Annotated in this window: 13 protein-coding genes, 1 pseudogene and 1 riboswitch; of the genes and pseudogenes, 6 read left to right on the forward strand and 8 right to left on the reverse strand. The window is 73.8% G+C overall.

The features are described from left to right. The first annotated feature begins 3 nt into the window (after window positions 1-3). From BMX65_RS19535 to BMX65_RS19550, 4 genes are all read left to right on the forward strand, one after another. A complete protein-coding gene (locus tag BMX65_RS19535) occupies window positions 4-207 on the forward strand; it encodes a YbdD/YjiX family protein (protein WP_079171998.1) in 204 nt (67 codons plus the stop codon). A 199-nt stretch (window positions 208-406) separates the two neighbouring features. Beyond that, the gene (locus BMX65_RS19540; RefSeq protein ID WP_075001823.1) at window positions 407-904 is read left to right on the forward strand and encodes a GNAT family N-acetyltransferase; all 498 of its coding nucleotides are present in this window, start codon (window positions 407-409) and stop codon (window positions 902-904) included. A 161-nt stretch (window positions 905-1,065) separates the two neighbouring features. Beyond that, window positions 1,066-1,200: riboswitch (cobalamin riboswitch) on the forward strand. A 161-nt stretch (window positions 1,201-1,361) separates the two neighbouring features. Next, window positions 1,362-3,803: a ribonucleoside-diphosphate reductase subunit alpha gene (locus tag BMX65_RS19545; protein ID WP_075001638.1), complete on the forward strand. Its 2,442-nt coding sequence runs from the start codon at window positions 1,362-1,364 to the stop codon at window positions 3,801-3,803. Further along, entirely contained in the window at window positions 3,803-4,828 is a 1,026-nt protein-coding gene (locus tag BMX65_RS19550) for a ribonucleotide-diphosphate reductase subunit beta (protein ID WP_107437528.1), read from the forward strand. Before BMX65_RS19545 ends, BMX65_RS19550 begins: the two co-directional genes overlap by 1 nt. Window positions 4,829-4,943: 115 nt before the next feature. Here the strand turns inward: BMX65_RS19550 and def are convergent, their stop codons facing one another. From def to BMX65_RS19590, 8 genes and pseudogenes are all read right to left on the reverse strand, one after another. Next, window positions 4,944-5,588: a peptide deformylase gene (gene def / locus BMX65_RS19555; protein ID WP_075001640.1), complete on the reverse strand. Its 645-nt coding sequence runs from the start codon at window positions 5,586-5,588 to the stop codon at window positions 4,944-4,946. Between the two features lie 103 nt (window positions 5,589-5,691). Beyond that, window positions 5,692-6,693 carry a tetratricopeptide repeat protein gene (locus BMX65_RS19560; protein ID WP_075001641.1) on the reverse strand — a complete coding sequence of 334 codons (1,002 nt, stop codon included), beginning with the start codon at window positions 6,691-6,693 and terminating at the stop codon, window positions 5,692-5,694. 172 nt (window positions 6,694-6,865) lie between these two features. After that, window positions 6,866-8,173, reverse strand: a complete 1,308-nt coding sequence (locus BMX65_RS19565) for an HD domain-containing protein (RefSeq protein WP_075001642.1) — start codon at window positions 8,171-8,173, stop codon at window positions 6,866-6,868. Next, window positions 8,170-9,027 (reverse strand): annotated as a pseudogene (locus BMX65_RS19570) (HD-GYP domain-containing protein); the annotation flags it as partial. The gene BMX65_RS19565 and the pseudogene BMX65_RS19570, both read right to left, overlap by 4 nt. 390 nt (window positions 9,028-9,417) lie before the next feature. Further along, on the reverse strand, window positions 9,418-9,795 hold the full coding sequence (gene rsrA, locus BMX65_RS19575) for a mycothiol system anti-sigma-R factor (RefSeq protein ID WP_075001644.1): 378 nt from the start codon (window positions 9,793-9,795) through the stop codon (window positions 9,418-9,420). Next, window positions 9,792-10,463, reverse strand: a complete 672-nt coding sequence (locus BMX65_RS19580; RefSeq protein ID WP_177214311.1) for a sigma-70 family RNA polymerase sigma factor — start codon at window positions 10,461-10,463, stop codon at window positions 9,792-9,794. Before BMX65_RS19580 ends, rsrA begins: the two co-directional genes overlap by 4 nt. A gap of 299 nt (window positions 10,464-10,762) precedes the next feature. Continuing rightward, a complete protein-coding gene (locus BMX65_RS19585; RefSeq protein ID WP_075001646.1) occupies window positions 10,763-11,455 on the reverse strand; it encodes an alpha/beta hydrolase family protein in 693 nt (230 codons plus the stop codon). A 121-nt stretch (window positions 11,456-11,576) separates the two neighbouring features. Next, window positions 11,577-12,464 carry an SOS response-associated peptidase gene (locus tag BMX65_RS19590; protein WP_075001647.1) on the reverse strand — a complete coding sequence of 296 codons (888 nt, stop codon included), beginning with the start codon at window positions 12,462-12,464 and terminating at the stop codon, window positions 11,577-11,579. Window positions 12,465-12,560: 96 nt separating this feature from the next. Here BMX65_RS19590 and BMX65_RS19595 point away from each other — a divergent pair, with 96 nt between their 5' ends. Both BMX65_RS19595 and aroA read left to right on the forward strand, forming a co-directional pair. Next, on the forward strand, window positions 12,561-13,301 hold the full coding sequence (locus tag BMX65_RS19595) for a M50 family metallopeptidase (RefSeq protein WP_019354491.1): 741 nt from the start codon (window positions 12,561-12,563) through the stop codon (window positions 13,299-13,301). Window positions 13,302-13,377: 76 nt separating this feature from the next. After that, window positions 13,378-14,775: a 3-phosphoshikimate 1-carboxyvinyltransferase gene (gene aroA, locus BMX65_RS19600; RefSeq protein ID WP_075001648.1), complete on the forward strand. Its 1,398-nt coding sequence runs from the start codon at window positions 13,378-13,380 to the stop codon at window positions 14,773-14,775. The last annotated feature ends 5 nt before the right edge of the window (window positions 14,776-14,780 follow it).

A 14,780-nucleotide genomic window follows, 5' to 3' on the forward strand; every position in this document is an offset into this window, starting at 1 on the left:
CGGATGGTGCGCCCGGTGCTGCGGGCCGGGCGCTGGGTGCGCTGGTATGTGCGCGAGCTGACCGACGAGAGCGCCTACGACCGGTATGTGGCCCATGTCCGCCGGCACCAGGGCGCGGACGCGGAAGTCCCCAGCAGGAAGGAGTTCGAGCGGCGCCGCACCGACGCCCGCGAGGGCGACCCGCGCGAGGGCTTCCGCTGCTGCTGAGCGCACGGCCGCGCAGTGCGGTTGCACGGCGGCACAGCGGGGTTGCACGGCGGCGCAGCGGGGTTGCGCAGCGGCGCCGGGTGCGGTCGCGCGGGGCTGCCGGATGCGGTTGCGCGGCCCCGCCGACCGTCCCGGCGGAAGCCGTCCCGGCGGTCGGTGCGGGCCCGCGGTGTCGGTGGGGTGGCAGATGATGACCGGTATGGACATCACCGTGAGAGCCGCCAGGCCCGAGGAGTACCCGGAGCTCGGCGAGTTGGTCGCCCGGGCCTACCTGAGCGGCGGGCTGCTGGACCTCGGCGAGGCGGACCCGTATCTGGAGACCCTGCGGGACGCGGCGGGCCGCGCCGAGCACGCGGAGCTGCTCGTGGCCGAGGGGCACCAGGGCGAACTGCTGGGCACCGTCACCTTCGTCGGCCGGGGCGGGCCCTTCGCGGAGCGGGCGCGCGAGGGAGAGGGCGAGTTCCGGATGCTCGGCGTGCGCGAGCCGGCGCGCGGACGCGGGGTGGGTGAGGCGCTGGTGACGGCCTGCTCCGCACGGGCCCGTGCGCTGGGTCTCTCGGGGCTGGTGCTCTCGACCCAGCCGACCATGCACGCCGCCCACCGGCTCTACCGGCGCCTCGGATTCCGCCGGGACCCCGACCGGGACTGGAGTCCGGTACCGGGCATCACACTGTGGGCCTACGCGCTGCGCCTGTGAACGCTCGCCCGCCCGGGCAGCGCCCCGCACCCGGTCCGGGTGGGGCCGGTCCTCGTACCCGTACGCCGCGCCACGCCCGGGCGCTGCGGAGCGCTGAAGCCGTTGCCGGACACGACCCCAGGCGGGCACAAGATATGGGGTGCCTGCTTGGGCCGAGCACAAGATGTATGGTGTCTCACGGCTGTCGCCCTCGATGCAGGGGAATCCGGTGCGAATCCGGAACTGTCCCGCAACGGTGAGGGGCCGGCGTGAGCCCGCCCGCGAGTCCGAGTACCTGCCGGCGGCGGCCTGATGAACGTCCAGGTCTCGTGGGTTGGACCGGTGGGCGGAGCGCGCCGTGCCCTGAACAGGGGTCCGGGCCCGGAACCGGGCTCGGTGCCCCACCGGGGCGGCCGGGCGCGCGCCTCTCCCTCCGTGCCGCTGCCCACGGCCAGTGAGCAGCGAGGGAGAGCACCGCGTGACCGTCACCACCGCCCCCACCCTTCCGGCACCCGCCACCCCCGGCAGCGCCACGGGGGACGATGCCGGGGAAGACCTTCCGGCCGCCGCGTTGCGCGCCACCCTCGCCGCACTCACCGCCGACCTCCCGGACGCGGACCCGGAGCCGGTGCTGGCCGCGGCGCTGCGCGGCAGGCAACCGGGCGCGGACGCGGTGGAACTGCGCACGCTGGCCATCGAGTCCGCGGCCAGCCGCATCAGCGAGGACCCCGCGTACTCCCGGCTGGCGGCGCGGCTGCTGACCCTCGCGATCCGGGACGAGGTAGCCGCGGAAGGCGTCGTCTCGTTCTCCGACGCGGTGGCGCTGGGCCACGCGGAGGGGTTGATCGCGGACGGTACGTACGCGTTCGTCCGCCGGCACGCCGACCGGCTGGACGCGCTGGTGCGGGAGGCCGTCGAGGACGGCGCCGACGACCGGTTCGGATACTTCGGGCTGCGGACGGTCCACTCCCGCTATCTGCTCCGGCACCCGACCACCCGGCGCCCCGTCGAGACAGCGCAGCACTTCCTGCTCCGGGTGGCCTGCGGACTGGCCGCCGACGAGTCGCCGCAGGCCCTCGCGGAGGTGGCCGACTTCTACCGGCTCACCAGCTCGCTCGCCTATCTGCCCTCCTCCCCCACGCTCTTCAACTCCGGCACCCGCCACCCGCAGATGTCCTCCTGCTACCTGCTCGACTCCCCCCAGGACGAACTGGACTCGATCTACGAGCGCTACCAGCAGGTCGCGCGGCTGTCCAAGCACGCGGGCGGCATCGGCCTGTCGTACTCCCGGATCCGCTCCCGCGGGGCGCTGATCCGGGGCACCAACGGCCACTCGAACGGCATCGTGCCGTTCCTGCGCACGCTGGACGCGTCCGTGGCCGCGGTCAACCAGGGCGGCCGCCGCAAGGGGGCGGCCTGCGTCTACCTGGAGACCTGGCACGCGGACATCGAGGAGTTCCTGGAGCTGCGGGACAACACCGGGGAGGACGCGCGCCGCACCCACAACCTCAACCTGGCGCACTGGATCCCGGACGAGTTCATGCGCCGGGTCGAGGCCGACGAGCAGTGGTCGCTCTTCTCCCCGTCCGAGACGCCGGAGCTGGTGGACCTGTGGGGCGAGGAGTTCGACGCCGCCTACCGCCGCGCCGAGGCCGAGGGGCGCGCGGTCAAGCGGCTGCCGGCGCGGCAGCTCTACGGCGCGATGATGCGCACCCTCGCACAGACCGGCAACGGCTGGATGACGTTCAAGGACGCCGCGAACCGCACCTCCAACCAGACCGCGGAACCGGGCAGCATCGTGCACTCCTCGAACCTGTGCACGGAGATCCTGGAGGTCACCGACGACGGGGAGACCGCCGTCTGCAACCTGGGCTCGGTGAACCTGGCCGCGCACCTGAGCGAGGAGAGCGGCGGCGCGCCGCTGGACCGGATGGACTGGGAGCGGCTGGACGCCACCGTCCGCACGGCGGTCACGTTCCTGGACCGCGTGGTGGACATCAACTTCTATCCGACCGGTCAGGCCGCCGCCTCCAACTCCCGCTGGCGGCCGGTCGGCCTGGGAGTGATGGGCCTGCAGGACGTCTTCTTCCGGCTCGGGCTGTCCTTCGACTCCCCGGAGGCCCGCGAGCTGTCCACCCGGATCGCCGAGCGCATCATGCTGGCCGCCTACGAGACCTCGGCGGAGCTGGCCGAGCGGCACGGGTCACTGTCGGCGTGGGAGGCGACCCGTACGGCGCGCGGCGTACTGCACCCCGACCACTATCCGGCGACGGCCGGGGAGCGGGCCTGGCCGCAGCGGTGGGAGGCGCTGCGGCAGCGGATCGCCCGGACCGGGATGCGCAACTCGCTGCTGCTGGCGATCGCGCCGACGGCGACCATCGCCTCCATCGCGGGGGTGTACGAGTGCATCGAGCCGCAGGTCTCCAACCTGTTCAAGCGCGAGACGCTCAGCGGCGAGTTCCTCCAGGTGAACACCTATCTGGTCGCGGAGCTGAAGCGGCTGGGGCTGTGGGACGCACGCGCTCGGGAGGCGCTGCGCGAGGCCAACGGATCGGTGCAGGAGCTGGAGTGGGTACCCGCGCAGGTCCGCGCGCTCTACCGGACCGCCTGGGAGACCCCGCAGCGGGCGCTGATCGACATGGCCGCGGCCCGCACTCCGTATCTGGACCAGAGCCAGTCGCTGAACCTCTTCCTGTCCTCGCCCACCATCGGGAAGCTCAGCTCGATGTACGCCTACGCCTGGAAGCGCGGCATCAAGACCACGTACTACCTGCGGTCGCGCCCCGCGACCCGGATCGCGCAGGCGGCCGGAGCCACCGCTTCGGTGCCCGCTCCCGCGCCCGCTCCCGCTCCCGCGACGGCCGACGAGGCCCTCGCCTGCTCCCTGGAAAACCCCGAGTCCTGCGAGGCATGCCAGTAATGACGACGAGCGACCCGACAGCCGCCAAGAACCTGCTCGACCCGGGTTTCGAACTGACGCTGCGCCCGATGCGCTACCCGCACTTCTACGAGCGCTACCGCGACGCGATCAAGAACACCTGGACCGTGGAGGAGGTCGACCTCCACTCGGACGTCGCCGACCTGGCCAAGCTCACCCCGGGCGAACAGCACATGATCAGCAGGCTGGTGGCGTTCTTCGCCACCGGGGACTCGATCGTGGCCAACAACCTGGTGCTGACGCTCTACAAGCACATCAACTCGCCCGAGGCGCGGCTGTATCTCTCCCGGCAACTGTTCGAGGAGGCCGTGCACGTCCAGTTCTATCTGACGCTGCTGGACACCTATCTGCCCGACCACGACGAGCGCGCGGCGGCCTTCGCCGCGGTGGAGAACATCCCCTCCATCCGGGAGAAGGCGCAGTTCTGCTTCCGCTGGATGGACGCCGTGGAGAACATCGGCGAGCTGGCCTCCCGCGAGGACCGGCGCCGCTTCCTGCTCAACCTGATCTGCTTCGCCGCCTGCATCGAGGGACTGTTCTTCTACGGCGCGTTCGCCTACGTCTACTGGTTCCGCTCGCGCGGGCTGCTGCACGGGCTGGCCACCGGGACCAACTGGGTGTTCCGCGACGAGTCGATGCACATGTCCTTCGCGTTCGACGTGGTGGACACCGTGCGCCAGGAGGAGCCGGAGCTCTTCGACGCGGAGCTGGAGAAGCAGGTGACGGCGATGCTGGAGGAGGCCGTCGAGGCGGAGCTGCAGTTCGCGCGCGACCTGTGCGGGGACGGCCTGCCGGGCATGAACACCGACTCCATGCGCGAGTACCTCCAGGCCGTCGCCGACCAGCGGCTGCGCCGGCTGGGCTTCCCGGAGCGCTACGGGTCCGGCAACCCCTTCTCGTTCATGGAGCTGCAGAACGTCCAGGAGCTGACGAACTTCTTCGAACGCCGCCCCTCGGCCTACCAGGTGGCGGTGGAGGGGTCGGTCTCCTTCGACGACGAGTTCTGAGGAACGCCCCACAGACCCCGGGCGGGGGCCAGGTGGCCCAGGCTCCCGCCCGGTTTCCGCTGCCGCACCGGCGGCCCGGCCGCCCGGGCCGGGCCGCTCGGCTCACTCGCCGGGCTCACTCGTTGGGAACGGTCTCGTAGCGGGGTGTGCTGTCGGCCATCTGCCGGAGCACGTCCTTGCGCTCGCGCTTGGAGAGCCGGTCGATGTACAGGTAGCCGTAGAGGTGGTCGGTCTCGTGCTGCAGACACCGGGCGAAGTAGCCGGTGCCGCGCACGGCGATCGGCTTGCCCTGCGCGTCCTGGCCCCGCACCACGGCCTGGTCGGGCCGCGCCAGCGGATGGTAGGCGCCGGGAACCGACAGGCAGCCCTCGCTGCCGTCGTCCAGCACCCGCCGCTCGGCGGGAAGCTGGTCGAGCACCGGGTTGCAGACGACGCCCACGTGCCGTTCGCCCGCGTCGTCGTGGCAGTCGTAGACGAACACCTTCAGGTCGACGCCGATCTGGTTGGCGGCGATGCCGACCCCCTCGGCGGCGCGCTGGCTGGCGAACATGTCGTCGATCAGCGCGGCCAGCTCGTCGTCGAACTCCGTCACCTCCCGGCACTCCCGGTGCAGCACCGGGTTGCCGACGACGGTGACCGGCCGGGCGGTGCCCCGCTCGGTGTGCGCCTCCTCGCGGGCCGCCGCGTCCGTCACGTCGTCGACGAACTCGCCCTCGGGGGCAGCGGCCGCCCCGGCCGTCGTTTCCTGCTGCTGCGCCATGCCGTCGTACGCCTTCCTGCGACCCGTGAGCTGAGAGCGGCCGGTGACCCGGCTGGGGCCCGTGCGGACCCGCCCTACAGGGTACGGGCCCGCCGCCGACGGCTCAGCAGACCTCCTCGAGATCCCGCCACTCGCGGGTGTCCGGGCTGTCGGCGACCCAGCCGTCCAGCAGCCCGTGCACCAGCGCGGCGGGCGCCGCCAGTCCGCACTCACGCTCCGGCACCCACAGCTCACCGGGTCCGCCCTGCGTCATATGGCCCAGCGGACCGGGATGGCCGGGCGAACTGTGGTCGTGCGGATCCAGATGCACGGTGCCGTCGCCCTCGTCGGCGGGCATGGCACTCTCCGAGCAGGCCCGGCACAGCAGCCGCACCGAGGAGGACCAGTCCTCGGCCGCGAACCCGGCGTCGGCCGCGAGCCGCTCCAGTGCGTCCCGGTCGCTCTCCGTGGCCGCCTCCAGCAGGACCACCCAGGTGGGCACCGGCGAGGGGGCCCACAGCTCGATCTCGTCGAAGACCGGGTACGACGGCCCGGCCGCCGTGGTGCGCTCGCCGTGCGGGACGCCGTCGTGCAGCACGACCTCGCCCCAGCGGCGCCCCGAGGAGGGCAGCGGGATGCTCTGGATCTCCATGCGCGCCGGGTCGATACGGCGGCCCCACACCACCTCGGCCTCGCCCTCCGGGGAGAGCCGTACGGCGGCGCTGCCGAGCTGCATCCCGGTGGGCTCCTCGGCGGCTGCCGCACCGTGCGAGGGGCCGGGCACGTGCAGCCCGTACGCCTGCCAGGCCCGGCGGGCCAGCGGCCAGTCCTGGAGTGCGGTGGCCGCGATGCCCACGTTCCACCAGTCGGGCGCCCCGGACTCGCGGTCCAGCAGCGCCACGGCGCGCAGCCCCGCCGTGCGGGCCTGCTCCCAGTCGTGCCGGAACTTGTACAGCAGCGCGAGGTTGAACCAGGACTCCGAGAGCCACGGCTCCAGGTCGGCGGCACGGGTGAGCAGGGCGCCCGCGTCCTCGTAGCGCCCGTCGCCGATAAGCGTGAAAGCCCGGTCCGTCGCCTGCCGCCATGAAGCGGAGGGCCGGTGCCGCACCTTGCCGAAGATCCTCAATGTGTTCCCGCCGATCCCGCCGTTCCGCCTGTCCTCGGACCCGGCCCGCGCCCGGCCCGCCGTCTGCCGATGGGGTTGTGCACTCCGGACGCCGCTCGTCCGTCCACGCCTCTCGCGGTTCCCCCTTCGCATCCAACCATGCCCGCTCGGGTGCCCGCTCATTACCCGTGCGTCAGACGTCCGCTGTCCTGGCCACGACCCGTGACAGGGCCTCCACCACGCGTGGTTCGTGGTCACGCGCGGCCGCGCGCAGCCGGTGCAGGGCACGCGCGCGGGCCCCCGGGCCGGACGTCCCGCTGCCGCTGCCGCTGCCGCTGCCGCTGCCGCTGCCGCTGCCGCTGACAAGATCGTCGTAGGCGTTGACCGTGCGGAGTACCCGCGCGGTCACCGACTGCTCCCGGTAGGGATCGGCCTGCGACTCCACCGCGGACGCCACCCGGCGGCGGACGCCCGCCTGCCGCAGTACGGCGCCGCCCAGCAGGGCCACCCGGCGCTGGCTGCCGGGGTCCAGCACCGCCGTGGCACCGCCGGGCACCGGATCGGCCGGTGAGAGCTGCCCCACATCGTGCGTGAGGGCCGCGTACTCCAGCGCGGTGAGTTCCCCGCTGGTGAGGCCCAGCTCACGCCCCACGGCACGGCTGAGGTCCGCCACCCGGCGCGCATGCCCGCGTGGAGTGCAGCCCGCCACCTCGGGAGCCCGCGCGAGGGAGGCGAGGGTGGGCCGGTGGGTGGCCCGCGCGGAGGCACGCCGGCGCAGGGCGAACTGGATGACGAGGACGGGGGCGCAGCACAGCGGCAGCGCCGGGAGCCCGGCGACGGCGACGGCCAGCGCGAAGAGCACGGCGGTGGCGGCGAGGGCGGGCACCGTGGCCAGGCGGGACCGCAACTGGGGGCGCGGTGCCCGGCCGTGGCGCCCCGGCGAAGCGGCCCCGGATTCGTCGGCGCGCACGGCGGCGGCCGCCAGGAGCGCGTCGAGGCAACCGACGAGCAGGGCCACGGCCAGCAGGCACAGCGGCAGGAGTCCGTCCGGCACGGCGGCTCCCTCCGACCGGCCCCGGCCGTACAGCGGTTGGCAGCACAGGGCCGCCGCGCCCACCCCGAGCACGAGCCGGGCGAGGGCCTGCGGCGGGGGCGCCTGCCCCAGTGCCACCAGCGGGGTCAACCCGACGAGAGAGCCGACGACGGCCACCGCGACGGCCTGCGCGGGACCGTGCCCGGCGGAGGCGCCGGCCACCTGGCCGCAGAGCGCATAGCCGAGTGCTGCGGCACCGGAGAGCAGCCCGGTGTTACGGGCCTCGGCGCGCTCCTCGGGCAGCCGCACCCGGGCCAACTCCCCGGCGGCGACCAGCAGTCCGAAGGCCACTGCGGTACCGGGCCGGGCGAGGCCGCACCACAGGGTGACGCCCAGAGCGCCGGACACCACCAGTGCGGCTGCCGCGTTGCAGGCGGCGACCAGCCGTGCCGCCGTGTCCGGGGTCATACGGCCACGCCGTCCAGCCGCGCCCCGGCCGCCGGGGCTGCGCTCCGGCGGCCGGCCGGCAGCGGGGCCGCCGCGCGTGCCCCGGAGACCTCGGCGAACGGCCAGCCGTGCCGGCTCAGCGCCCGGCCGAGGGCAGCGACCATCCGGGGGTCGAACTGGGTGCCCGCGCAGCGCTCCAGCTCCTCCAGCGCCGCGGCGACGGGCCGCCCCGGGCGGTAGCAGCGGGTGGAGGTCATCGCGTCGAACGCGTCGGCGACGGCGACGATCCGGGCCACCTCCGGGATCTGCGCTCCGGCCAGTCCCCGCGGATATCCGGTCCCGTCCATCCGCTCGTGGTGGTGGAGCACCGCGGCCCGGGCCTCCCCCAGGAAGTCGAGCCCGCGGACGATCTCGGCGCCGTGCTCGGGGTGCCGTTCCATGACGCGGCGCTCGGCGGGGGTGAGCGGTCCGGCTTTGCACAACAGCCCCGCGGGGACACCGAGTTTGCCGATGTCGTGCAGGACACCCGCGCAGCGCAGTGTCTCGGTGCGCTCCTCGTCCAGCCCCAGTTCGCGGGCGATCAGCACGGCGGCGAGGCCGACCCGTTCGCCGTGGCCGCGGGTGTAGTGGTCCTTGATCTGGACCGCCTGGGAGAGCGCCCGCACCGCGGCCTGCCGGGCCGCCCGCTCGGGGCGGCACCACCGCAGCCCCCACCAGCCGAGCCACACCGGTCCCAGCGCGGAGAGCGCGGCGAGCGGACCGTAGGCGCTGCGCCACAGGACGACGGCCACCGGCACGGTCAGTGCGCAGGCCAGCGCGAGCGCCGCGCGGTTGCCCTCTGCCGCCCCGGCCGTCCGTGCGGGCGGCGGCCCGTGCTTCGTCCCTGCGGCGGCCGCCGCATCGGGCCTGCTCCTCGTGAGCCGCATCACCGGCCTCCTCCCCGCCTGCTGCATGGCGGGGAGACTAGGAGCAGGGTGCGGGGCGGCTCACGGCACTCCGCCAGGTTCCCCCGTACGGGACAGTCCTTCCTCACCCGAAGGAGGGAGAAGGGGCGCTCTCGTACGGGTCTCGTGCCGGTCTCGTACGGGAAGTCCGCCGATCCGCCGCGCCCGGTGCACCCGCCGCGCCCGGTGCGAACTCCGGGCGCGGGGCGCGTCCTCGGGACTGCCGCGCCCGTCGGCGCAGCCGTCGGCACCCTGCGCTGCTCGGGCGGGGTTCCCGGCGCCGCTGGTGTTCTGCCGGCCCGGTGCCGCTCCCCCGGGTGTTCAGCCGGGGTTCTTGTCGTCCCCGGAGCCGACCGCGTCGGCGGTCTCCGCCGACGCGCCCCCGGAGGCGGACCGGGGAAGCTCCTCCTCGCCGGAACCGGCGCCCGCGCCCTCGCGGGCCTCGCCCTGGCGGATCACCTCGATCCGCCCCATGACCTTGGACCGCAGGTCGGAGGGGACGTCGTCCTGGCCGCAGCAGCGCTTGACGAGCTTCTTGACCTCGCGCTCCAGCCCGTACTTCTCGAAGCAGGGCGAGCACTCGTCGAAGTGCTCCTGGAACTTGGCGCAGTCGCCTTCGGGCATCTCCCGATCGAGGTACTCGTAGAGGTGGTCGAGGACCTCGGAGCAGTCCGTCTCGTGCGGCTCTCCGCAACTCATGAGCCCGAGCCTTTCCGGTCTTGCGACCCGTCCGCCGCGGCACCGGCCGGGACCAGGCCGCGCTCTTGCGCATAGCCCTCCAGCATCTCGCGAAGCTGGCGCCGTCCGCGGTGCAGACGGGACATCACCGTACCGATGGGTGTCCCCATGATGTCGGCGATCTCCTTGTACGCAAAGCCCTCGACATCGGCGAGGTAGACGGCGATGCGGAACTCCTCGGGGATGGCCTGGAGTGCTTCCTTCACATCGGAGTCCGGCAGGTGGTCGAGCGCCTGCGCCTCGGCCGAGCGCAGCCCGGTCGACATGTGCGACTCGGCTCGCGCAAGCTGCCAGTCCTCGATCTCCTCCGCCGCGCTGCGCTGGGGCTCGCGCTGCTTCTTGCGGTAGGAGTTGATGAAGGTGTTCGTCAGAATGCGGTACAGCCACGCCTTGAGGTTGGTGCCCTCACGGAACTGGTGGAAGGACGCGTACGCCTTCGCGTAGGTCTCCTGCACCAGGTCCTCGGCATCGGCCGGGTTCCGCGTCATCCGCAGCGCGGCGGAGTACATCTGGTCGAGGAACGCGAGCGCGTCCCGCTCGAAGCGCGCGCTGCGCTGCTCCACCGTCTCCGACGCCGCTGTCTCCTGCTGTGCGCTCGAGCCGCCTTCGGTCCCGGTGACCGGACCCACCTCCTCCAATGTGGTGGCGAGCCCGAACGAAGACCCGCCCGAATCGGAGAATAGACGACGACCGCCACCGCCCGCCGCTTGAATCTTCGCGCCGGAGGACAGCGCCACTGTGGCCCAGTCCAGGTCAGCGGCCCGCGGACGCTGGGGGCAGGCGACAGAACCCATCGGGGCGGCTCCCTTTCCTCATGGAGGGTATGGCTGCATCTCACACTCTTCCCGGCCGCGGATTCCCTCCGCAGCCGGACACCCCGTGCAACCATCCGGGTGCGCCGATCATTCCCGGGCCGCGCCGGGACCGCTCACGCGTCGCGGCGCCAGACCTCCCGGCCGCCGGTGATCCACCGGGTGACGGCACCGGTGACCAGCTCCATCGCCGCCGCCTCGGTCAGCTCGGCGGACTTCGGCAGGGCGAAGCCGTGGTCGGCGCCGGGCACCTCCACCGGAGCCGTACCGGCCGGGAACTCGGCGGGGCGGCCGAACGGGTCACGGCCGCCCTGCACCACCAGCAACGGCAGCTCCACCGAGGTCAGCTCCTCGGCGCGGGACTTCTCCGGCCTGCCCGGCGGGTGCAGCGGGAAGGACAGGGCCAGCACGGCGCAGGCGCCCAGCGCCGCTGCGGTGCGGCAGGCGACCCGGGCGCCCGCGCTGCGGCCTCCGGCGATCACCGGCAGCCCCGGGAGCGCGAGCGCCGGCCACAGCGCGCTCCACGCGGCGTCCAGGGTGCGGGGCGCCGGAGCCACCTTCTTCCCCGCCACCCGCCAGGGCTGCTCGACCAGGGCCACCGTCACTCCCTGGGCGGGGAGCGCGGCGGCCAGGGCGCGCAGGTCCCGGGCCTCGATCCCGCCGCCCGCGCCGTGGCCGAGGGCCAGCACCGTGTGTGCCGGACGCGCGTCGTACCAGGTGATCCGGGCCTCGCCCGCGGGTGTGGCGACCGTCTCGGCCCGGGGGTGTCCGGCTCCCCGCGGCTGCGGGGCCTGCTGCTGGGTGCTCATACCGGCATCCTGCCAGCGGCCCGCGCAGAGCCGCTCGGAACCGGCACGCCCGGAAGGCCCGGAAGGCCCGGAAGGCCCGGAGCGCTCAGAACACTCGGAACCCTCGGAACCCTCGGAACCCTCAGAAGAGGGTCTCCTCCTCCGGTGCGGGAAGCTCCTTGAGGAGGTGCGGGCCGTTGTTGCGGACGTTGCTGACGTCCGTGGAGACGGGCCAGGCGCGCAGCAGGCCCTCCGGCGGCGGGGTCAGCAGCTCCCGCAGCTCCCCGGAGTCGGTGCGGGAGGGGTCCAGCCAGGCGTCCCAGCGGTCCGGGGTGAGCATCAGCGGCATCCGGGGATGGATGTCGGCCAGCGACCGGGGGCCGCCCTCGCTCTGTTCGTCCGCGTTGGCCAGCGGCGTGGTCTCCGCCGCGGTGGTCAGGACGGTGCACGTCGCCCACCAGCCCTGCGGATGGTCGTCGGGCAGCGTCTTGTCCCGCCAGAACTCGTACAGGCCGGCCATCGCCATCACCGGCTGTTCCTGCTCGGGGGCGGGCGACGCGGGAACGTGCGGCGTGGGAGCGTGCGGCGTGGGAGCGTGCGGCGCGGGGGAAATGAAGTAGGGCTGCTTGCGGGGCCGCTTGCGCTTGCCCTCCTGTTCGAGCTTCAGCTCGCCCTGCGCGGTGACCCACTCGTAGTAGCCGTCGGCGGGCAGCAGGCAGCGGCGGGCGGCGAAAGGGCGGCGGTAGGCGGGCTTCTCGTGCACGGTCTCGGCCCGGGCGTTGATCATCTTGACGCCCATGTCGGGTGTCTTGGCCCACCCGGGCACCAGGCCCCACTTGAGCGTGCGAAGCTGCCGCACCGGCCGCGGGTCGTCGCTGCCCTTGAGGGGGCGGTCGAGGACCGCGTGGACCTGCTTGGTGGGAGCGACGTTCCAGTCCGGGCCCGGCGCCTCGGCGGGCTCCCACTTCTCCACCTCGAAGAGCCGGACCAGGTCCTCGGCGCTCCGGCTCGCTGCATACCGTCCGCACATGCCTGCAAGACTGCCACGGCACGCCGGGCCGTCGCCGTGCGTTGACAGGACGCGGAGCGGCACGGCCCCCGAGCACACGAGGAGAACACCCCGAACATGGACAACGCGAGCATCACGGATGTCTGGGACCGGGTCGTCGGCGGCCAGCAGCCCCCCGAGGAGTGGCTGGTGCTGGTCACCGGCCTCGTCGCGCTGCTCGCGGTGGCGCCGCACGGCGTGTGGCGCATCTCGCGCAACGCGGTCACCATCGCGCACGAGGGCGGACACGGCCTCATAGCCCTGCTCACCGGGCGCCGGCTGGACGGCATACGGCTGCACTCGGACACCTCGGGACTGACGGTCTCGCGCGGCAAGCCGCACGGTCTCGGCATGGTGCTGACCGCCGCCGCGGGCTACACCGCTCCCCCGCTGCTCGGCCTGTGCGGCGCCTGGCTGCTGTCCTCCCACCACGTCACCGCACTGCTGTGGGGCGCCACGGCGCTGCTGGTGGCGATGCTGGTGATGATCCGCAACGCCTACGGCGTGCTCGCCCTCGTGCTGACCGGCGGCGCGTTCCTGCTCATATCCTGGCTGACCGGCCCCCAGGTGCAGGCGGCGTTCGCCTACGTGGTGGTGTGGTTCCTGCTGCTGGGCGGGGTGCGGCCGGTCTTCGAGCTGCAGGGCAAGCGGCGGCGGCAGGGGGCGCACCGCGGCCCGGCCGGGCCCGGCATGCCGGACTCGGACGCCGACCAGCTCGCCCGGCTGAGTCATCTCCCGGCGGCGGCGTGGCTGTTCCTCTTCCACGCGGTCGCGCTGTGCTCCCTCGTCGGCGGCGGGCGCTGGCTGCTGGGGCTGTGAGCCGGGTCCCGGCCGCGCGCCGCGGACGGGGTGCCGACCAGCGGGGCGGCCGGCCACCAGCCATTACAGTGGCCCCATGACCGACCAGCGCACCAGCCCCGCAGAGACCGCACTCTGGCCCGCTCCCACCGCACCGGGCCGGGTCGAGGCGACCGTCACCGTGCCGGGCTCCAAGTCGGTCACCAACCGCGCCCTGGTGCTGGCCGCGCTCTCCTCCGAACCGGGCTGGCTGCGCCGCCCGCTGCGGTCGCGGGACACCCTGCTGATGGCGGAAGCGCTGCGGACCCTGGGAGTCGGGATCGAGGAGACCGTCTCGTCGTCCTCCTCGGCGTACTCGGCGTACTCGGCCACCGCGGCCGACAGCGAGCGCCCCGGCGGCGAGGCGTGGCGGGTGATCCCGACGGCGCTGCGCGGCCCGGCGACCGTGGACGTCGGCAACGCGGGCACCGTGATGCGCTTCCTGCCGCCGCTGGCGGCGCTCGCCCAGGGGCCGATCCGGTTCGACGGCGACCCTCGCTCCTACGAGCGCCCGCTGCACGGCGTCATCGACGCGCTGCGCACGCTGGGTGCGCGAGTGGAGGACGAGGGGCGCGGCGCGCTGCCGATGACGGTGCACGGGAACGGCTCGCTGGCGGGCGGCCCGGTCGAGATCGACGCGTCCTCCTCCAGCCAGTTCGTCAGCGCCCTGCTGCTGTCCGGTCCGGGCTTCAACCAGGGGGTCGAGGTCCGGCACACCGGGCGCACGCTGCCGTCCATGCCGCACATCCGGATGACCGTGGACATGCTGCGCGCCGCGGGCGCCAAGGTGGACGCGCCCCAGGACGGGGGCGCACCGAACGTGTGGCGGGTGACGCCCGGGGCGCTGCTCGGCCGGGACCTGACGGTCGAGCCGGACCTGTCCAACGCGCAGCCCTTCCTCGCTGCGGCGCTGGTGACCGGCGGCCGGGTCACCGTCCCGGACTGGCCCGAGCACACCACACAGCCCGGTGACGCGCTGCGCGAGATCTTCAGCGCCATGGGCGGCTCCTGCGTGCTGGACGAGCGGGGGCTGACCTTCACCGGCGGCGGCCGGATCCACGGCATCGACATCGACCTGGGCGAGGTGGGCGAGCTCACCCCGGGCATCGCCGCCGTCGCCGCGCTGGCCGAGGGCGAGTCGGTGCTGCGCGGTGTCGGGCATCTGCGGCTGCACGAGACCGACCGGCTGGCGGCACTCGTCAAGGAGATCAACGGCCTGGGCGGGGACGTGACCGAGACGGAGGACGGGCTGCGGATCCGGCCGCGCCCGCTGCACGGCGGCGTCTTCCACACCTACGACGACCACCGGCTGGCCACCGCGGGCGCGGTGCTCGGCCTGGCGGTCGAGGGCGTCGAGGTGGAGAACGTCGCGACGACGTACAAGACCCTGCCGGACTTCCCGCGGATGTGGGGCGAGCTGCTGGGACTTCCGTCCGGGACCGGAGAGAGAGCCTGAGAGGG

It is taken from the genome of Streptomyces qinglanensis, from assembly GCF_900111245.1.
GTDB lineage: Bacteria > Actinomycetota > Actinomycetes > Streptomycetales > Streptomycetaceae > Streptomyces > Streptomyces qinglanensis.